Source organism: Psychrobacter sp. UBA3068 (genome assembly GCF_002366815.1).
GTDB lineage: Bacteria > Pseudomonadota > Gammaproteobacteria > Pseudomonadales > Moraxellaceae > Psychrobacter > Psychrobacter namhaensis.
In genome coordinates, this window is the sequence record NZ_DFBY01000031.1 from 16542 (window position 1) to 37189 (window position 20648).

The following is a 20648-nucleotide window of genomic DNA, read 5'->3' on the forward strand; positions in this document are numbered from 1 at the left end:
GCGGGCTATGTAACACTTGTGATAACCCGCTCCATGATTAGAAATGATGGTTTAGAAGAAGCCCATTTTTTTCTGACTGTACGACACCAGCATGTTTTTGGTTTGCTGATAGTGGTCGAGCATCATTAAATGGTTTTCACGTCCGATACCAGATTGTTTGTAACCACCGAACGCCGAATGTGATGGATAAATATGATAGCAGTTGGTCCATACGCGGCCTGCTTGGATACCACGTCCGAAGCGATATGCCTTGTGTACACTACGGGTCCATACACCAGCGCCTAAACCATACAAGGTGTCATTGGCAATCTGCATGGCTTCGTCATCGTCTTTAAAAGTAGTCACGGCAAGGACAGGTCCAAAGATCTCTTCTTGGAACACGCGCATGTCATTGGTGCCTTCAAAGATCGTCGGCTGGACATAGTAACCGTCTGATAAGTCGCCGTCATGTTTGGCCTGATCGCCACCGACTAATACTTTAGCGCCTTCTTTTTTACCGATATCAAGATAAGATAAGATCTTCTCTAGCTGGTCTGAGCTTGCTTGCGCCCCGATCATGGTGTCTGTGTCTAATGGATTGCCCATTTTGATGGCTTTGACACGCTCGATACAGCGCTTGATAAACTCATCATAAATGCTTTCATGTACCAGCGCACGCGACGGACAGGTACAGACTTCCCCTTGGTTTAGCGCAAACATCACTAGACCTTCGACGGCTTTATCTAAAAAGTCATCGTCTTCGTCCATCACATCAGCAAAGAAGATGTTGGGACTCTTACCACCCAGCTCTAGGGTTACTGGAATGATGTTTTCACTGGCGTATTGCATAATGAGGCGACCAGTGGTGGTCTCACCCGTAAAGGCAACTTTATTAATGCGAGGATTAGAGGCTAATGGTTTACCCGCTTCAACCCCAAAGCCATTGACCACGTTTAGGACGCCCTTTGGTAAAATATCAGCGATACCGATGGTCTCTAGCATGAACAGTACAGACGCTGGCGTTTGCTCAGCAGGTTTTAGCACGATACAGTTACCAGCGGCTAGGGCAGGCGCCAGCTTCCAGACGGCCATTAAAATCGGGAAATTCCATGGGATGATTTGACCAACAACGCCAAGGGGTTCGTGAAAATGATAAGCAACCGTGTCTTCATCAATTTGGCTGATGCCGCCTTCTTGCGCGCGAATGGCGCTGGCAAAGTAGCGAAAGTGATCGATGGCTAAAGGAATGTCGGCGGCAAGTGTTTCGCGAACTGCTTTACCATTTTCGTAGCATTCAGCAATCGCGATAGCTTCTAGATTGGCTTCCATCTTGTCAGCGATTTTTAGCAGTAGATTGGCGCGTTCAGCAACGCTGGTTTTGCCCCAAGCGTCTTTTGCAGCATGGGCGGCATCTAGGGCTTTTTCGATATCAGCAGGTTTTGAGCGAGCCACTTGGCAAATGGTCTTACCATCAATGGGGCTTGTGTTGTCAAAGTACTCGCCATCGATGGGCGCAACCCACTCACCATTGATGAAGTTGTCATATTTTTGGCGGAATTGGACGGGACTGTTTTCAGTATTGGGATAGGCGTATAACATTAACGACTCCTTGTTGTGTATGATGGTTATTTGATAACAAATAATTGGCCTTCCTAACCAAGTATGACTCTATCGTACTGAGCTTTGGGTTATAGGGATAATGACTTTTTATAATGATATATTTCGTCTCGCATAACTTTATGTTATGTGCAATGTGAGGGTGAAAATGGTTCGCAAAACTGGTGCAGCTGTTATAATCGTTGCCACATACTTTTAGCTGCTATCGTTAAAACATTTATAAATAAACACGTTGTGGCTTTCTTTACTTATATTATTGGTTGGTTTGGATATATGCGTCAATCTTCTGCTCTTGATATCTTAAAAACAGGTCAAAATGTCTTTTTAACTGGCTCAGCAGGTTCAGGGAAGACCTATACGCTCAATCAATACATTGATTATTTGCGGGCGCGACGAGTGCCTGTTGCGGTGACTGCTAGTACGGGTATTGCTGCGACTCATATGAGCGGCACGACCATACATAGTTGGTCGGGTATAGGCATTAAGGATGAGCTCTCAGATCGAGATTTGAGCAATTTATCGCGCAAACAGTTTTTGGCCGACCGACTAAAAGACACCGCTGTACTCATTATCGATGAAATATCGATGCTCCATGCCAAACAGCTCAACTTGGTTAGCCAAGTACTCAAGCATGTACGTAAAAACGACACGGCGTTTGGCGGGATTCAAGTGGTGGTAGCCGGAGACTTTTTTCAGTTACCACCGATTGGCAGCAAGGGCGAGACCAACCGTGAGAAGTTTGCCTTTATGTCAGAAGCTTGGCTCGATGCTAAATTTCATATTTGCTATCTGTCTGAGCAGCACCGACAGGTTAGCGAGGCGGCCAATGGTGGCCTTGATTTAGATGATATCTTGAATCAAATTCGTCGTCAGGAAGTGACTTTTGAGGCGATTGCTGCGCTTGAAGCAACCTTTGATCAAAATGTCGATATCAAGCGTACGCGACTTTATACGCATAACCTTAATGTCAATAAAATCAATGATAAAGAGCTGGCGGCGCTGTCTGGTGAAATGAGGCGCTTTGAGGCAACATCGACTGGCGATAGTAAGCTGGTTGAGACGTTGAAAAAAACCGTACGTACCCAAGATGAGCTGGTTTTGAAAGTTGGCGCTAAGGTGATGTTTATCAAAAACAATACCGAGCTGGGTGTCTCTAACGGCACGATGGGTGAGCTGATAGGCTTTGCCGCCGTTAAGATTGAGGACAGTAAGGATGATAGTGAGGCGTTAATCGAAGATGATGACGGCACTCATCACAACAATGGCGATGATAAAGACACCCCTAAAGATAAAAAAAGCGCTGCCAAAAAAGACGTCGATCAGCCAAAGACCAAAAAATCAACCACACAAAAAATGCCAGTGGTCAGGCTCAATTCGGGGCGCGAGGTCATCGCAGAGCCTGAAGAGTGGATCATCGAAGATGAGACAGGCGAGGTGTTGGCGAGCTATGAGCAAGTACCGCTTTGCCTAGCATGGGCGATTACCATTCATAAGTCACAAGGCATGACACTGGAGGCGGCTGAGATTGACTTGTCGCGTACGTTTGAGCTGGGTCAGGGTTATGTGGCACTATCACGGCTGAAGTCGCTGGCAGGTTTGCAGCTGCTCGGTATGAATGACATGAGCTTGCAACTCGATCCACTGGCACGCGGTGCAGATAAGCGCTTTTTGGTGCTGTCTGCAGAAGCCGATGCCAATTATGCGATGCTCGATGAAGACAGCATGACACAGGCACATGAGAAGTTTATCCTTAAATCGGGTGGGACGCTGAGTAAATCAGTGATTGACGCCTATGCCAATCTACAAAAAAAGCGTCGCGAGCAACAGCAGGCTCAGCTAAATAAAAAACAGAAACTGGGCAATCAAGTTTCTGACAAATCAGACAGCACGCTTTTAGCGACACGGCTGTTATTAGAAGAAAGTTTGAGCATTGCGGAGATATCACAAGCACGGCAACTGTCACAGTCGACCATCATGCGTCATATTGGTGAGCTAAAATCGCAAGATCCAAGTTTGGCTTGTGATCATTTGCGTCCAGAGGATGAAGTAATGACAGCAGTGGGCAATGCCTATGTGGCGATTAAGGTCGCTAATAACCCAAATGATTTCAATGACGATGGTAGTGTTAAACTGCGTCCGATATTTGATCATCTCAAGCAGCGCATTGATTACAATACCATTCGCTTGGCCCTGATTTTTATTACGCCATAACGTTTATCCAAGCACAGCAACAAACGATGTTATTGAACCATGTTGTTAGCGCTAGGTTGTCAAAACTAGGTTGTTAAAACCATGGTATCAAGTAACTGTTAGAGCGTATTGAGCGGAAAAGCGCTTAATTTTTATACCCCTTTAGAGCGATCATTTGTTATGCCTGATTTTTCTAGCGCCACTTATCAATTGACCTCTGATCCAGTAGGGACGTCAGCTTTTCATGTGACGGGCGAGCACACACAGCCACTAAGAGTCGCTATTAACGGCTTTGGCCGTATCGGGCGTAACGTATTGCGTGCGCTACTAGAGCGCTTTGAGGTGTTGGGCCGAGCCATTCACGTTGTGGCGATTAATGACTTGGCACCCGCTGATATCCTATTACACCTGTTAAAGTTTGATAGTACCCATGGGCGTTTAAGTCGACTTGGCGTCAGTGCGGATATTGTGGCGATTGGCGCCGATGATGGTAGTAGAAGCCAGCTTTGTCTGACAAAAAACAATTATACGTACTGTATCAATTTGTTCTCAGAACCCAACCCTGCGCAGTTACCGTGGCAGGCGCTGGCTGTCGATGTGGTGCTTGAGTGTACGGGGCACTTTCGCTCTTATAAGCAAGCGCATCTGCACATTGAGGCGGGCGCCCAGCAAGTGATTATCGGTGCCGCGCCTTTTGATGATGTCGATGCCTGTATCGTCATGGGCGTGAACACAGAGGCGTTAACGCGTGAGCTGCCGATCATTTCCAGCGTTTCTTGTACCACTCAGGCATTGGTCCCCTTGATCGATACATTAGATAAGGCATTTGGCGTAAAGTCGGCCATGATGACGGAGATTCATGCGGTCACGGCTGATCAAACGGTACTGGATCAAGCGCATCGTGACCCAAGACGCGCGCGTGCTTCTGGTTACAATATTATTCCAACCACCTCTAGTAGTATCGCTGCCACAGAGCGCGTGCTGCCAGCGATGATTGGCAAAATAAATGGTCATTCGATACGGGTACCCACTATTGATGTGGCTGCCATCGATGTGACCTTTGTCTTTGATACCCCCAATGTGAGTGTTGCAGAGATTGGCGCGGTCCTCAAATCTGCCAGTCAAGCGCACCTGTTTGATATTATGGCGTATACCGATGAGCCGTTGGTTTCCAGTGATTTTATCCATCAGACAGAGTCCCTTATTATTGATGGGCAGCAGTTGATGCAAGTTGGGGATCAGTATAAGGTGTTTGCTTGGTATGATAACGAGTGGGGCTATGCTAATAGGCTGCTAGATATGTGCTTACACCTCGCTTCAAGTACGCGATAAAGCAGTGATAACAAGGTATTGGAAAATTAATTTAAATTTTTTGAATTATAGGCTTGCATTATAAAATGATATCTATATAATGATGCACCAATGGAGACGTGGCAGAGCGGTTGAATGCACCGGTCTTGAAAACCGACAAGGGTTCATAGCCCTTCGAGAGTTCGAATCTCTCCGTCTCCGCCAAATTCGAAAAACCCCCAATCAGCAATGATTGGGGGTTTTTTATTGCGTCTTTTATATCAACCTCAACGCGCCAAACCACACCTGTTATTTCACTAGCGATTCGCCAAACTTAATTTTTTGACCATCTTCTAATACGAGTGTTCCCTCAGTAATCTCAATCGTCATGTCTTTGGTGTTTCTGATGGCACGCATGACGTTAATATCTTCAATACTACTTTCGATGATTATTTTGCCAGATTGTTCTGGCTTAATAGGCGGATCGAAGTCTGTTAGAGGGACACTAAAGCTTTTCCCTTGCTTTAGATGGATGTCTTGCATGGTTAGTGTGCCTTTAAAGCTCTGAATGGCAATATCACCGTGATTTGAGAGCATAAACTGCAACTTTACTTGGTTTAAGCTGTCGCTATCGCTACTTTTAACGGGTAGGAGGGCAACAGGGTACTTTGCGGTTATGGCGTGCTGATTTGTGGCGATAGGGCTTTTTTGACCCGTTGGGTTATTTGGATGCAAGCGCTCATACTCACGCTGCTGTATGAGGGCTTGCCTGATGGTGGTACGCGGCATCGCTCCTGATTCATAAGCTTCGCTCAGCTTCATTCTTAGCATATAGCGACTGAGCAGCTGCTGGTCGGATTCAGGCAGTTGCTCTAACGTTGGGCCCAGCTCTTTTTGCCATTGATCCGAGTCGGTCGGTATGGTCTTTTTGCTTGGATCAATTTGTGGCGGCGAGCAGGCAGGAGCGAGCGCTAGCATCGCTAAAGCGCCCGTTAATAACAGTACTTTGCTGAAACGTTGATGTAATTCCATCATCGTGCACCTCCTAGTAAACCCTGAATAATACTAATGACTACTTATTTAATATACCGCGTTTATCGATGTATTGTGTTTAATTATGGCTAAATACTGTAGTCAACTTAATCGAGAGACACAGAGATGTGTGTCTTTGTCTTTAACGAAGAAAAACGTGAAGAGACATATAAAGCAGCGGGTTTATAAAAAATCGTACATGAGGGTGCGTTTACTATTTTATACACCCACAAAAAAAGACTAAGTGCGCATCGGCATACTTAGTCTTTTTTTGTGAGAGGCCCTACGTATTTTGGCTCTCACACCATTAACTCATATTTTTTAATGCGGGTTTTTTAACAGACTTTTTACTCGTTGTCTTGTAGCTCTGACAAAGGGTGAGAAATATTATTATTGTGAGTCACGACAATCGCTTCATCGATAATGTGTTGACTGACACCGCGTTTACGCAACGTTTCGATAAAAACCTCATCGTGCGCTAGCGTATAATCCTGATGGTCACGATCAAGACCTTGACGAATGTATAGGCGAATAAGCCCTTGGATACGTTTAAAACCCAACTCTGACGACGTCGTTTCTAATAGCGCGATCATCTCTTCAGACAAACGTACACTGATCGGGCGCATGATTTTTTGCGGATGATCAGAAAATTTATTTTTTACACGTACAGGTATCATAATAAACCATTACTTTTAGTGAGTAGGAGTAAAGCAATCAGACGAAAACTAACCCAATCAAGACTAACCTTACCATACAACAAAAATGCCTAAAAGAACACCACGGCCGCGCTAATATTCTCGTCGTTAGACATGACAGTCATTAAAGATAAAAGCTACGACCATAAAAAAACCTTCATCAAATAGTGATGAAGGTTTTTAGTATATGGCTCTCCAACCTGGGCTCGAACCAGGGACACACGGATTAACAGTCCGTTGCTCTACCAACTGAGCTATTGGAGAATAAGTTGTCATAACAGCCAATTATTTGAGCTTTATATAAGAGCAATCACTTGGCTTGTTTGCGTTATGTGGGGCATATTTTAGCCAAGTCGTTAGGGGCTGTCAACCTTATTATGACATTAATTATAAATATTATCGCAATCTAGCAAAAAGGGTCTGTTAGCCCTTGCTAGGCGCTACCTCGGTCAACGGATACGTCCAACATGCTGGCTTATTTATTCAACGACTCACCACCCTTATTGGTTGCTCTGTTTAGCCACCTTGCTTCTCTAAAATTGAGGCTTTAAAGTTTGAGACTCTAAAAAGTCTTCATTAGCACCAGATATGTCCTTATAAAGCGATATTTGATTGAAAAACGGTTTGTTTTTTGGCCGCTACAGCCATTTTTATGGCATTTAAACCAAGAAATCATAAACTTACCCTTCACATTACCGAAAACTTTCTATAAAATACCGACCATGTGGTTTCTTTATCATACTTTTTACTATATGCTTCATTTGAGATGGGTAACCTAATTATGAGTCCTACCACTATTGCTTATGGTTATCTTGCCATGGCCATTATTTGTGAGGTGATTGGTACGACCTTTCTCGCAAAATCAGAGCAGTTTACGCGTTTGGTACCAACCTTAATCATGGGTGTGCTTTATGCCATCTCATTTTACTTATTAACGCAGACGCTCAAGACCATACCGCTTGGTATTGCTTATGCGCTGTGGGGCGGACTGGGCATTGTGCTGACATCGCTCGTTAGCGTGGTGGTGTTTAAGCAAAGCCTCGATGCAGCAGCCGTGGTGGGGATTACGATGATCGTGAGTGGGGTTGTGGTGATGAATTTATTGTCTAAGTCTATGGTGCACTAAGATGGAAATGGAAAATGCTTATAAGCGTAAAAAACAACCAGAAGTCATTCGCCGCGCGCTCCTTGATCAAGCTGCAAGGATAACGTTAGAGCAGGGTTTGTCTAAGGTCACTTTTCAAGCAGTTGCCGATGCGGTAGGGGTGACTAAAGGGGGCGTGATGCATCACTTCGCCACCAAAAATGCGCTGATCCTCGAAGTGTTTAATGACGCTATGGCCAAATTTGAGGCAGAAGTGGATGCAGCAATGGCCAAGGATCCTGTGCGTTATGGCTCTTTTACCCGTGCCTATATCGATGCCACTATTAGCCTAGGCGAGAAGGGACAAAAAGAGTTTGATAATCAGGCAACATTATATGTATTGATGCTAGGCGACAGTGAGATGCGTGAATTGTGGGCGCAGTGGGCAAATGAACAACTGAAAAAACATGAAGCCACTGATAATACCGAAACGTTATGTATGGTACGTCTGGTCGCTGATGGTATATGGCTCTCTGATTTTTCAGGCATCAACATATCGGATAAAAAGTCGTTACGTGCTCGTTTGCTACAAATGACGCAGCGTGACTTTGATCAATAAGATGAAAACATGGATAAATAAGTTTAACGCACGGTTTATACAGGCTCGCTAAGACAACCGTTAAAAATATGAACGGTACACTTAGTCAGTAAATATCCCATAAATTTTATCCCAATACTTAAGTAATGACGAATTCATTGGTTTGCGCGATTCATTCTTAACAGCGCGGCCAATCGTCGTAAGGAGAACCTATGACAGATTCAAACAACGTAACAGACATCATTGACTTAGAAAAAGTGCAAACCGCCTATATCAACGGCCGTTATTTGGCTGTCGATGAGTCACTGACAATTTTTGAAGACATTAATCCGGCGACGGGCGAGGTATTGGCAACCATTCAGCAAACCACCCATGAGCAGATTAATGAGGCGGTACAAGCCGCACAGCAAGGTCAAAAAATTTGGGCTGCCATGACGCCCGTTGAGCGTAGCCGTATTTTACTGAACGCAGTTGACATACTACGCGCGCGCAATGATGTGCTGGCGTTACTAGAAACCAAAGACACAGGCAAAGCGCTCTCTGAGACGAAATATGTGGATATCGTTACTGGTGCTGATGTGGTGGAGTACTATGCAGGACTTGCGCCAATGATCGAGGGTCGCCAGATTCCGCTGCGTGACAGCAGTTTTGTTTATACTCGCCGCGAGCCGCTGGGCGTGGTGGCAGGCATTGGCGCATGGAACTATCCCATCCAAATCGCTATGTGGAAGGCCGCGCCAGCATTAGCTGCCGGTAATGCGATGATTTTTAAGCCATCAGAAGTCACGCCTTTAACCGCACTAAAACTGGCAGAAATTTTGACAGAAGCGGGACTGCCAAATGGCGTTTTCAACGTGGTACAAGGTAATTATGAAGTGGGCGAAGCACTCACTCAGCATCCTGATATTGCCAAAGTATCGTTTACGGGCGGCGTACCGACGGGTAAAAAGGTCATGTCGAGTGCAGCAACATCGTCTCTTAAAGACGTGACGCTCGAGCTTGGTGGTAAGTCCCCGTTGATTATATTTGATGATGCAGACATCGATACCGCCGCTGACATCGCGATGATGGCCAACTTCTATAGCAGCGGTCAAGTATGTACCAATGGTACGCGAGTGTTTATCCCTAAAGCCTTACAAGCCAAATTTGAGCAAGCCATCTTGACGCGTGTCGAGCGTATTAAGCTTGGCGATCCGATGGACGAAAGCGTCAATATGGGCCCATTGGTCAGTTTTTCGCATATGGAAAGAGTGCTTGGCTATATTGAACAAGGCAAAGCCAGTGGCGCACGTTTGCTCACGGGCGGTGAGCGTGTCACGACAGACTCACTTGCAAAAGGTGCATTTGTAGCGCCGACTGTCTTTACAGATTGCCATGATGATATGTCCATCGTACGCGAGGAAATCTTTGGTCCTGTGATGTCAATACTGACGTATGAGACCGAAGCAGAGGTGATCCGCCGCGCCAATGATACTGAGTATGGGTTGGCGGCTGGGGTGGTGACGGCTGATTTAACAAGAGCGCACCGAGTCATTGCACAGATCGAAGCGGGTATCTGCTGGTTGAACACGTGGGGTGAGTCAGCCGCACAAATGCCAGTCGGCGGTTATAAGCATTCGGGGATTGGCCGTGAAAATGGCATTGAAGCCCTTGAGCATTACACTCAAACCAAGTCTATCCAAGTAGAATTGGGGACGTTTGAGTCGGTATTTTAATCGTTTGTATTGAGAAAAAATAAGGCAGTAAGGTTGAGTCCTTTTTATTCGACCTTGCTGATATTAAACGATTGACGTTTTTTCAATATTACGGAGCATGTTATGACATCAAATACCCTTGAATATGACTATATTATTGTCGGTGCAGGCTCAGCAGGTAATGTGCTGGCCACACGTTTAACCGAAGATGCCAATATTAAGGTGTTGCTGTTAGAAGCGGGCCGTCCTGATTACCGATTGGATTTTCGTACCCAAATGCCCGCCGCGCTTGCGATGCCTTTGCAAGGGACTACTTATAATTGGGGCTATAAAACAGATCCTGAGCCGTACATGAATAACCGTGTCATGGACTGTGGTCGCGGCAAAGGGCTTGGTGGCTCATCGCTGATCAATGGGATGTGTTATATCCGTGGTAATGCGTTAGATTTTGATGATTGGGCCAAATTAGACGGTTTATCGGATTGGACGTATTTGGACTGCTTGCCGTATTTTAAAAAATCAGAAAACCGCGATATTGGCGAAAATGACTATCATGGCGCGGGTGGTCCTGTTGAGATGACCACGTCAAAGCCTGGGGTGAACCCACTGTTTCAAGCCATGATCGAAGCGGGCGTGCAAGCGGGCTATCCGCGCACCGAAGATTTGAACGGCTATCAGCAAGAAGGCTTTGGGCCAATGGATCGTTTTGTCACGCCGAACGGTCGCCGCGCATCGACGGCTCGTGGTTATCTCGACCGTGCCAAACCGCGCAGTAATATCACGATTTTGACCGGGGCGCTGACTGATGTGATCTTATTCGATGGCAAGCGTGCTGTCGGCGTGAAAGTAGAGCACGAAGGTCAGAGTAAAAACTTCTATGCGTCTCGTGAAGTGATTGTCTCCTCTGGTGCGATTGCCTCACCGCAATTATTGCAACGCTCAGGTATTGGTCCTGGACAGTGGCTCAAAGATTTGGGCGTGACTGAAGTGCTGGATCTGCCAGGCGTAGGCAATAACCTCCAAGATCATTTGGAGTTGTACATGCAGTATGAGTGTAAGCTACCTGTCTCGATTGCGCCTGCTAATAAGTGGTGGAATAAGCCCGCGATTGGGGCTGAATGGTTGTTCAATGGCACAGGGCTGGGCGCGTCTAACCAATTTGAGGGTGGCGGTTTTATCCGTACCGATGAGAAGTTTACCCATCCTAATATTCAGTATCATTTCTTGCCGCTTGCGGTTCGTTATGATGGTCGAAGTGCCAGTGATTCTCATAGCTTTCAGGCGCATGTTGGCTCATTGCGTTCGCCCAGTCGCGGTCGTGTGAAGCTGACTTCAAAAGATCCAAACGCCCATCCTAGTATCCTATTTAACTACATGTCTCATGAGCAAGACTGGCAAGAGTTTCGTGCTGCCATGCGTATCACTCGCGAGATTATGCATCAGCCAGCGCTTGACCCTTACCGTGGCCGTGCACTCTCACCAAGCGAAGATTTAGTGACCGATCAGCAGCTAGACGACTATGTGCGCGAACATGGTGAGACCGCCTACCATCCCTCTTGTACGTGTGCGATGGGCGAAGGTAATGAGGCGGTGGTGAATGGTGAAGGTTTGGTACACGGTATCGATGGCCTACGTGTCGTCGATGCGTCAATTATGCCAAATATCATCAGTGGCAATCTCAACGCGACCACCATTATGCTCGCAGAAAAAATCGCCGATAAGATGCGCGGCGTGCAGCTACCACGCTCGACGGCAGACTACTATGTGGCTAATGGTGCGCCGCTGCGATCTGAGCCGATGCGCGATTACAGTCTTATTGTATAAGCTGCTGCCAAACGACTAACCAAATAACCATATAAGAGCATGTCATAAAAAAGACCTTTCTAAGTAAAGGTCTTTTTTATCAACGATAACGTATTGACGTTATCGTTGTGTTTGTATCTGTTGTGAACTCCATAACAACGTTTCATTTATTGGTACTGCTTTGTGCGTCATGCGGTTGTGAAGTTATCACGGACAAAGCACTATCAGACCCTGTTTAATTTACCTATTGAGGTCTTTTATGTACAGTTCGCCATCCGTTGATGCGACGAAACCCCTAAGCTTAAATAAGACGGTGTTCTTAGGCTCAGCTATTATTTCTATATTGTTAATAATCTGGACGATTGCTTTTCCAGATTATAGTGAGGCATTACTCAGCTCAAGCATGGCATGGGTTTCAGCCAGTTTTGGCTGGTATTACATGTTGGTGGTTGCCGCTTATAGCATCTTTGCGCTCTTTGTTGGCTTTTCTAAATATGGTGACATCAAACTTGGTCAAGATCATGAAAAAGCCCAGTTTCCCTTTCTAGCCTGGGCGGCCATGCTGTTTTCGGCTGGTATCGGTATTGATCTATTGTTTTTTGGTGCCTCTGAACCTTTGATGCATTATCTAACCCCGCATACGGGACTTGAGCCTGCCAGTGCAGAAGCCATGCGTCAGGCGCTTGCTCAGACTTTTTTACATTGGGGTCTGCATGGTTGGGGTATTTATGCACTGATTGGTATGGCTCTGGCGTATTTTGCTTACCGCAAAAACATGCCGCTGGCGCTACGGTCACCATTGACCCCGATATTTGGCGAGCGTCTAATCAAGGGCTGGCTTGGTGATAGTATTGATACCTTTGGCGTTGTATGTACGTTGATGGGTATTGCCACCAGCTTGGGCATTGGGGTTTTGCAGGCCAATGCTGGACTGACCCATGTGTTCGGTATTGAATCTAGCAAAATGGTTCAAACGCTCATTATCGTGGGTGTCGTTGCCGCTGCTGCTATTTCTGCGATGACGGGTGTTGAAAAAGGCGTACGCCGTCTCTCTGAATTCAATATGCTGTCGTCGATCCTGCTATTGCTTGCCATATTAGTCATGGGTAACACGGTTTATCTGTTGAATACCTTTACCCAAAATATTGGTCAATACTTCCAAACGATCGTTGCAAAAACGTTTGATGTGTATGCTTATGATGGCACAGCGGGTGCTGACTGGAAGTCCGCGTGGACGATATTTTTCTGGGCGTGGTGGGTTGCTTGGGCACCGTTTGTAGGCTTGTTTATTGCCCGTATCAGCCGTGGTCGTACCTTGCGTGAGTTTGTATTTGGCGTGATGTTTATTCCACTGGGCTTTATCTTTGCATGGTTTTCTATCTTTGGTAATTCAGCGATAGATTTAGTGGCCAATGGTGCCACCGAGCTTGGTGAAATCGCGGTCAATGACGCGGCGATGGGCATGTTTGCCTTGTTTGAGTATTTTCCTTACAGTAACGTGTTGTCATTTGCTGGCGTCGTTATCGGCTTAGTATTCTTTGTGACCTCTGCGGATTCAGGCGCTTTGGTATTGGCGAATCTGAGCTCAAGAGGGATGACCAATGATACCGATGCACCCGTTTGGTTGCGTTTGTTTTGGGCGGCAGCAACAGGTCTTATCACGTTAGGCTTATTGTTTGCTGGTGGTTTTGCCTCCCTGCAATCAGTGTCTGTGATTGCCGGTTTGCCATTCTCACTTATCCTTGTGCTCTACATGATGTCAATGTGGAAATCGCTAAAAGAAGAAGGCAACAAACGCAAAGCCAGTATGATTGGTACAGCCAATGTACTCGACAGCGGTAAAGGCTGGAAAGCACGCTTGCAGCGCATTGTCAGCTTCCCCAGTCATGCACAGGTCGAAAGATTTTTGCACAATGTCGTCATGCCAGCGATGACTGAGGTCGAAAAAGAGTTCACAGCAGGTGGTCTTAAAACCTCTCTAGATATCCGCAACCTTGCCAGTATCGGTGAAGATATCAATGCCGGTATGGATCAAGATAATGGTCAGATAGATGGCGTAAAACTGCGCGTCGGGCATGGTGATGAAGACGACTTTGTGTATGAGGTGAATCTAATCAAAGCAGAGCGTCCTAATTTTACGTTAAACACATCAACCAAGCATGCAGAGTATTATTATCGTGCTGAGGTGTTCTTAAGTGAAGGCTCGCAAGAGTATGATTTGGTTGGCTATACCAAAGAGCAAGTACTGGTCGATATCTTAAACCAGTATGAGCGCCACTTACAGTACCTTCATTTAGAGCGTTGATGGTTGAATTGCCTACCAACTACCAACTACCAACGTGGATGCATGTACGGGGTAGGTTTTAAGTAAAAAATTATGAGAGATGACCCCATAAGCTGGATACTGCTTATGGGGTTTCTTTATGCAAGATGAAACAAGTGATGAATAAAACAAGCAAATATAAGGTAAAATTCATCAAGATAGAACCAAGTAAAAAGCTTATAGGTTTTAATGCACCAGCAAAGGATACATTCGTGACCACATTGAAGTACATCGCTCATTACTCAGAGCAAATTCAAACTCAAGCCGCACTGCTAATGAGTGATGGTAGACTGGGGGCGTATCTCGAAAATAAATATCCCAGTCAGCACCAATTGCAAAGTGACAAAGCCCTTTATCAGTACATCAATGAGATAAAAAACCAATACATGCGCAACATTGGACCATTATCAAATGTCAGTTACAGTAGCAAACTAAAAGTTCTCAAACATGCCCTAGGCATGCATACGACACAATCTCGAGTACAGGGCAGTAAGCTTAAATCGCATAACAGCATCACGGTGGCCAGCTTATTCAAAGAAGCGCCGCCTGAGTTTTTACGCATGATTGTCGTCCATGAATTGGCGCACTTCAAAGAGCATGAGCACAATAAAGCTTTTTATCAGTTGTGCTGTCATATGGAGCCTGACTACCATCAGTTTGAGCTAGATACGCGCTTGTGGCTGCACTGGCGAGAACGATGATTTGACTAACTAACTAACTGGCTGGCTATGCTTAAGCCGTCTTTTGAGCCAACGATAAAAAAACGCCTTGCGATAGTCAGTCATGCTACGCTTGCGTGTTATAAAGTACTTATGAATAAACAGTGGCTTAGCCCATACACACACTGTCATCATCTCACCAAACATAATCTCATTAAACATAGAGAAACAAATGATTAATACCAAGATATACAAGGCCATTTATACCTTAGCCGAAGAGTTATTAGAAGCTGACCGCAAAGGCAATCAAGCGGCATTTGATGCGTTTTATGCAGAACTCAAAGCCATTTGTATTGATAACGAAAACACCGATAAAGATCATCCAGAGCAGTGGGAGACGCTTGCGGACTTTACGGCAGATTTGGACGAAGCGTTAGTCATTTATGACAAAGCGCTCGCAAAAGCCACGGCTATTAATTCAAAAGACCACCTGTCCTCGATTGCTTTTTCTATGGCAGTCCTACAAATCGAGATGGGTGACACAGAGGCGGCTATCAAAAACTTACAAAATGCCAAAATCAGTGCCAATAAGATTGAAGATAAAGAATTTAAAGTTGAGATAGATGAGCTGCTAGCGACATTATTGGCTGAGTAATGTCAATGAGATAGAAACGGTTGTCATGTAGTCAGTTCAGAGTAAAAGTGGTACATCCGTTAATGATGTTCTACGGGTATAAATTTACCTCGCTGGCTGCTCGCAAGCGTGCCAGATGCGTCATGACATTCATACCAGCAGAACTCTCACCTTTTTAAAGTGACTCCACGGTGCCCGCTCCATCTATTGCGATTAGCCGTCGTCGCACGGGCTGATTAAATTAATGACTGAGCAAAATCGCTATGATTGTCCAATGTTATACCCCAGAGTGATAGCCAATATATTTATCCAATAGGATAGTTGATGAACGACTCCTCCAAGCCGCCGCCATTTCTTAATAAGAATACTTGGCTCATTCCTTTTATTTGCCTATTGGTTGGCGGTGCCCTGATAGGTATTTCTACCAATTTAGCAAAATATGCAGGGGAAGTAGGGGTGACGCCACTTGCTTTTCTCTTTTGGTCGATCACGGGCGCTGCCGTCATTTTATGGGTCATTGCCTTTATAAGGCAGGAGCTGCCTCCTTTAAGTGCCCGTAGCTTTGAGTATTATTTTGTTGCTGCCCTTATCAGTGTGGCAGGTTCCAATTTATTGCTGTTTTCCGCTATACCGCATGTTGGGGCAGGTTTTGTCGCCCTTATTATATCGCTACCCCCTTTGCTTACCTATCTTGGCGCCCTAACGCTGAGGATGGAGCGGTTTAGTATTATCCGAGCTTTGGGTGTTGCCGCTGCGCTGATGGGGGCAGGGGTGCTGGCCATACGTAAATTTTCGGCACCTGATGCCAGTATTTTTTGGATTGTGATCGCCCTATGCGGCCCTGTGCTGTTGGCCATTGGCAATATATACCGTACGTTACGTTGGCCTGATAAAGCGTCTCCTAGTGCCCTTGCTCCCGGCATGTTAATGGCGGCTGCCCTGTTGCTGCTCATGTTTAGTGCACTGCCCAATTTTTCAGTCACCGTATCGATCAAGGAGTGGCTGCCGCTGGGTGTGATTACTATCCAAGCAGGCGTATTTGCTGGTCAGTTTTTATTGCTGTTTGTCCTCCAAAAGACAGGTGGACCAGTCTTATTGAGTTTGTTGGGCTCGGTAGGGGCAGTCGTTGGTGTGCCTGTTGCTATTTTTTTACAAGGCGAGAGCCCGCCAGCTGGTTTGTTTTTGGGAGCTTCACTGATCGCCCTTGGCGTGGCGCTAGTGACATGGGGCGGGGTAAAAATGTCGTCTGAAAATAATTAAAATTCAGGGTGCTAGGTGAGAGCGTCCATATAATTTTTATACGATTGTGGCGGTTTTTATCCTGTTTTATGAATAATGGAGGGTCTTAGCCGTTTAATAATTGGTTACGACTGTCTAACGCCACTTTTTGTGAATGGTAAAAAAAGGGAGTACAATTGTCGCGGTTAATTTCATCGTGGATTAAGTCTATGAATGCAGCCAAGCATTATCGATTGTTAAATAATTTTACTATTCTCATTAGTGTTGTTGGGGTCATTATAGCCTTATTAGATAGTGGTTTTACACTACCGGCATGGCTACAACAAGTCTTTCATATTATTTATCTTGTCATTATTTTCCTAAGTTTTGTAGTAACTGCTGGTCGTTATCTCTACACTAAAAAGCCACTAACTTTTAATAAAGTAGTTGTCTTTGACACGCTTACCAGCATTGCGATTGTTATTTTATTGGCAGCGCATTTCACTGATCTAGTGCGTTTAGGATTGTCAGCGGCTGTTGATGGCTTTGTCGCAATAAAGATAGCCGTGTTCGTTACCTTTGTTCGTGAGCTCTCTGATCACGACTTTAATCTTAATCGCACTTTTCTAAACCCTGCCCAGTTTTTTATCTTAAGCTTTTTATCAGTGGTGTTGGTTGGTGCGTTATTACTGATGATGCCCAATGCCACGACGCAGCCGTTGTCCTTTGTCGATGCGCTTTTTACGGCGACTAGTGCCGTTTGTGTGACTGGGCTTATCGTGGTAGATACCGCGACGTATTTCACGACGTTTGGGCAAGTCATTATCATGGGACTGATTCAAATTGGCGGCTTAGGTATTTTGACGTTTGTGACTTACTTTAGTTACTTCTTTAAGGGCGGGGTCAGTTATGAGACCCAAGCAAGTATCAGCGAGATGTCTTACATGCGCGGTATGGGTAATGTGGTGTCGACGCTCAAGTCTATCTTATATGTGACATTTGCCGTTGAGGCGGTAGCGGCGGCGCTCATTTATATCAGCATTTATGACATACCTGACATGGACTTATCTGAGCAGCTGTTTTTTTCTGTTTTTCACGCCATATCTGCGTTCTGTAATGCGGGGTTCTCTACTCTTAGCGCGGGGCTGTACGATGACTCCCTACGCTTTAACTATCCGTTGCAGCTGATTATTGCCACGACCTTTATCTTTGGCGGCATGGGTTTTACCATTGTCGTCAATGTGCTGCGTTATTTGCGTTACCTTGGTGAGCGGCTGATATCTCGCCGCAGTGACCAGCGCTGCGCCTACCAACCGTGGTTACTTAACATCAATAGCCGTATTACGTTAATTACAACGGGCGCTTTATTACTGATCGGTCTCACTGGTGTGATGATGTTTGAGTACAACAATGTGCTTGCTGATCACACTAGCTTTTTTGGCAAATTAGTGACAGGGTTCTTTACGGCTGCTACCCCCAGAACGGCTGGATTTAATACGATCGATATGGGTGATTTGGCGTTTCCGACGATTATGTTGACGATATTTTTGATGTGGATTGGTGCTTCGCCCAACTCAACAGGTGGTGGTATTAAAACCAGTACCTTTGCTATTGCCCTATTAAATACCTTAAGTTTGGCCCGCGGGCAGACCAAGGTAGAAGTGTTTAAACGCCAGATCGCTGAAATCTCGATTCGCCGTGCGTTTTCTATTGTATGGCTGTCACTGCTGGTCATCGGCACGGGTGTGACGCTCATCAGTTATGATCAACCAGAACTTGATCTCATCAAAGTGGTGTTTGAGTGTTTCTCTGCTTATAGCACAGTGGGGCTAAGCTTGAATTTGACAGCTGAGCTATCGGATTTTAGTAAAATGGTGGTTTCTGTCATTATGTTCGTTGGGCGTGTGAGTATGCTGACTATTTTTATTGCACTGCTCAAAAACATGCGTCAGCCCAATTATCGCTATCCAACAGAAGAGATTACCATTAACTAAATCATGGCAAATAGGCTGTCTGAATCTGGTTACTAAAACGGTTTAAAAAAAGACTAAAAAGGTAGAAGGTCATGAAATATATTATCGTAGGGTTAGGGAATTTTGGCTCATCGCTAGGTATGGCATTGACCAGTAAAGGGCATGAGGTGATTGCCATTGACAGTAGTATGCAAAAGGTCGAGGCTTATAAGGAGATGATTTCTCACACCATTTGTATGGATGCTACAGATGAATACGCCGTTAAAGGGTTACCGATTGTCGATACCGACATGGTCATCGTGGCCATCGGTGAAGACCAAGGCGAGAATGTCATGGCAACGGCGCTCTTTAAAACCTTAAAAGCCAAGCGTTTGATTAGTCGAAGCATCAATCCGCTACACGAAAAAGTGCTGCAAGCCATCGGTGTCGATGACCTCATTCACCCTGAAAAAGAAGCGGCCAAACGCTGGGCAAAAAGACTGTCGCTACGTTATTTCGTTGACTCGTTTGAATTGAGCGATCATTTCAGTATGGTGGAGATTAGCATTCCAATCGCCTTGATTGGTCGAACGGTTGGTGACTTGCAGTTGGAGCAAAATTTTAATATTCGATTGCTTAGTACCATGCGCTATGAGTATTATGAAGATAGCTTTGGTCGTACGCAAAGAAAACCTAGCATTCAAGGTTTGGCAATGCCTGAACAAGTTTTGAAAGATAAAGATGTACTCATCATTTACGGCGCGAACAAGCACATCAACCAGTTCCTCCGAAGCGTTGGTGTAAAAATCAAATAGAGGTTTGCAAGCGCAGTGATATGGCAAGGCAGAGAGAGAACTTATGAATAAGCGCAGTATGTCCGTCTTATTGGTCGCTATGATGACACTGTTTTCAGGATGTGATCAGTCCGCGCAAGACCCCAATGTTGCCCTATCCAATAGTCATCAAGATCCAATTGAAAAATTAGAAATGACATCGGATGTGGATCATAGTCAGCTCGGTTATAAACAAACTTTTTATGTGCCGATTTACTCGGATATTTATACCGACAGAGAAAACCGCAAAGTCTTGTTATCAGCGACGTTAAGCGTCCGCAATACCACACTAAAAAAGTCACTCTATGTCAATAAAATTGACTATTACGATACCAATGGAACGTTGATAAAGTCCTATTTAACCAAACCCATTGAGCTTCCAGCGATGGCAACGCTCAACTACATTGTTGAAAAAGAAGAGGATAAAGGCGGTTCAGGTGCCAACTTTATTATCGAAGTCGAAGGGATAGATGAGACGGTCAAACCTGTCATAGAAGCAGTCATGATTGGAAATTTTAGCAATAAAGGGTTTGCGTTTAGTACAGAAGGTACACCAGTTGTGCATTGATGAATGAGGAAGGTAGTCCTCACTAAGAGTCATTCAATTCAAGGAAGAGATATGTCTGCAACCAAGGAAGAGATCGTCGCCTTTATGGCCCTAGAGTTTCCACAAACCAAGTGCGTCGTTGAGGCAGTAGATGACACTGGCGCGACGTTATCACACGCTATTGGCGTGGATGAGCTGCGGCCTGGCGGCACAGTTTCTGGTCCGGTATTGATGAGCATCGCTGATGTCGCCATCTATGTGGCGATACTTGGCAGAATTGGTATTGTCCCATTGACAGTAACGACGAGCCTGACCATCAATTTTTTGCGTAAACCCTCGGCCAAAGCTCGTATTATCGCTGATTGCACCTTAATGAAAGTAGGGCGCACACTTATCGTGGGTGAGGTATCGCTTTATTCAGAAGGCACAAGCGATTTGGTCGCACATGTGGTGGGCACGTATTCGGTACCTCCTAACTAAAGAACGATTTCCATCAGATA

17 protein-coding genes and 2 tRNA genes are annotated in these 20648 nt (G+C 45.3%); 15 read left to right on the forward strand and 4 right to left on the reverse strand.

Annotated elements, in window-relative coordinates; genetic code table 11:
• Positions 1–51 precede the first annotated feature (51 nt).
• A complete protein-coding gene (locus tag B2P60_RS07775; RefSeq protein ID WP_286740422.1) occupies positions 52–1578 on the reverse strand; it encodes an aldehyde dehydrogenase family protein in 1527 nt (508 codons plus the stop codon).
• A 291-nt stretch (positions 1579–1869) separates the two neighbouring features.
• Here B2P60_RS07775 and B2P60_RS07780 point away from each other — a divergent pair, with 291 nt between their 5' ends.
• From B2P60_RS07780 to B2P60_RS07790, 3 genes are all read left to right on the forward strand, one after another.
• Positions 1870–3807, forward strand: a complete 1938-nt coding sequence (locus B2P60_RS07780; protein WP_286740424.1) for an AAA family ATPase — start codon at positions 1870–1872, stop codon at positions 3805–3807.
• A 159-nt stretch (positions 3808–3966) separates the two neighbouring features.
• On the forward strand, positions 3967–5118 hold the full coding sequence (locus tag B2P60_RS07785; RefSeq protein ID WP_286740425.1) for a type I glyceraldehyde-3-phosphate dehydrogenase: 1152 nt from the start codon (positions 3967–3969) through the stop codon (positions 5116–5118).
• Positions 5119–5210: 92 nt separating this feature from the next.
• Positions 5211–5301, forward strand: a tRNA-Ser gene (locus tag B2P60_RS07790).
• Positions 5302–5385: 84 nt separating this feature from the next.
• Here B2P60_RS07790 and B2P60_RS07795 read toward each other — a convergent pair.
• The 3 genes from B2P60_RS07795 to B2P60_RS07805 form a co-directional block, all read right to left on the reverse strand.
• Positions 5386–6111 (reverse strand): hypothetical protein, encoded by a 726-nt coding sequence (locus B2P60_RS07795; RefSeq protein WP_286740427.1) that lies wholly within the window; start codon positions 6109–6111, stop codon positions 5386–5388.
• A 344-nt stretch (positions 6112–6455) separates the two neighbouring features.
• Positions 6456–6785 (reverse strand): CopG family transcriptional regulator, encoded by a 330-nt coding sequence (locus B2P60_RS07800; protein ID WP_193004900.1) that lies wholly within the window; start codon positions 6783–6785, stop codon positions 6456–6458.
• A 206-nt stretch (positions 6786–6991) separates the two neighbouring features.
• Positions 6992–7067: transfer RNA gene (locus tag B2P60_RS07805), tRNA-Asn, on the reverse strand.
• A 517-nt stretch (positions 7068–7584) separates the two neighbouring features.
• On the opposite strand from B2P60_RS07805, the gene B2P60_RS07810 reads away from it, so the two are divergent.
• The 12 genes from B2P60_RS07810 (at position 7585) to B2P60_RS07865 (ending at position 20628) form a co-directional block, all read left to right on the forward strand.
• Positions 7585–7929, forward strand: a complete 345-nt coding sequence (locus B2P60_RS07810; protein ID WP_193004901.1) for a DMT family transporter — start codon at positions 7585–7587, stop codon at positions 7927–7929.
• A 1-nt stretch (position 7930) separates the two neighbouring features.
• Entirely contained in the window at positions 7931–8506 is a 576-nt protein-coding gene (locus B2P60_RS07815; protein WP_193004902.1) for a TetR/AcrR family transcriptional regulator, read from the forward strand.
• A gap of 191 nt (positions 8507–8697) precedes the next feature.
• Positions 8698–10200 carry a betaine-aldehyde dehydrogenase gene (gene betB / locus B2P60_RS07820; RefSeq protein ID WP_286740429.1) on the forward strand — a complete coding sequence of 501 codons (1503 nt, stop codon included), beginning with the start codon at positions 8698–8700 and terminating at the stop codon, positions 10198–10200.
• Positions 10201–10302: 102 nt separating this feature from the next.
• The gene (betA, locus tag B2P60_RS07825; RefSeq protein WP_286740431.1) at positions 10303–12003 is read left to right on the forward strand and encodes a choline dehydrogenase; all 1701 of its coding nucleotides are present in this window, start codon (positions 10303–10305) and stop codon (positions 12001–12003) included.
• Between the two features lie 238 nt (positions 12004–12241).
• The gene (gene betT / locus B2P60_RS07830) at positions 12242–14287 is read left to right on the forward strand and encodes a choline BCCT transporter BetT (protein ID WP_286740432.1); all 2046 of its coding nucleotides are present in this window, start codon (positions 12242–12244) and stop codon (positions 14285–14287) included.
• Positions 14288–14517: 230 nt separating this feature from the next.
• Positions 14518–15006: a M48 family metallopeptidase gene (locus B2P60_RS07835; protein WP_286740433.1), complete on the forward strand. Its 489-nt coding sequence runs from the start codon at positions 14518–14520 to the stop codon at positions 15004–15006.
• A 190-nt stretch (positions 15007–15196) separates the two neighbouring features.
• Positions 15197–15619 carry a tetratricopeptide repeat protein gene (locus B2P60_RS07840; protein ID WP_286740434.1) on the forward strand — a complete coding sequence of 141 codons (423 nt, stop codon included), beginning with the start codon at positions 15197–15199 and terminating at the stop codon, positions 15617–15619.
• A gap of 303 nt (positions 15620–15922) precedes the next feature.
• Entirely contained in the window at positions 15923–16858 is a 936-nt protein-coding gene (locus B2P60_RS07845) for a DMT family transporter (protein WP_286740435.1), read from the forward strand.
• Positions 16859–17046: 188 nt separating this feature from the next.
• Positions 17047–18810 (forward strand): TrkH family potassium uptake protein, encoded by a 1764-nt coding sequence (locus B2P60_RS07850; RefSeq protein WP_286740436.1) that lies wholly within the window; start codon positions 17047–17049, stop codon positions 18808–18810.
• 71 nt (positions 18811–18881) lie between these two features.
• Positions 18882–19583, forward strand: a complete 702-nt coding sequence (locus tag B2P60_RS07855) for a potassium channel family protein (protein ID WP_286740438.1) — start codon at positions 18882–18884, stop codon at positions 19581–19583.
• 43 nt (positions 19584–19626) lie between these two features.
• A complete protein-coding gene (locus B2P60_RS07860; protein ID WP_286740439.1) occupies positions 19627–20169 on the forward strand; it encodes a DUF3124 domain-containing protein in 543 nt (180 codons plus the stop codon).
• A 51-nt stretch (positions 20170–20220) separates the two neighbouring features.
• Positions 20221–20628: a PaaI family thioesterase gene (locus B2P60_RS07865; protein WP_286740441.1), complete on the forward strand. Its 408-nt coding sequence runs from the start codon at positions 20221–20223 to the stop codon at positions 20626–20628.
• Positions 20629–20648 lie beyond the last annotated feature (20 nt).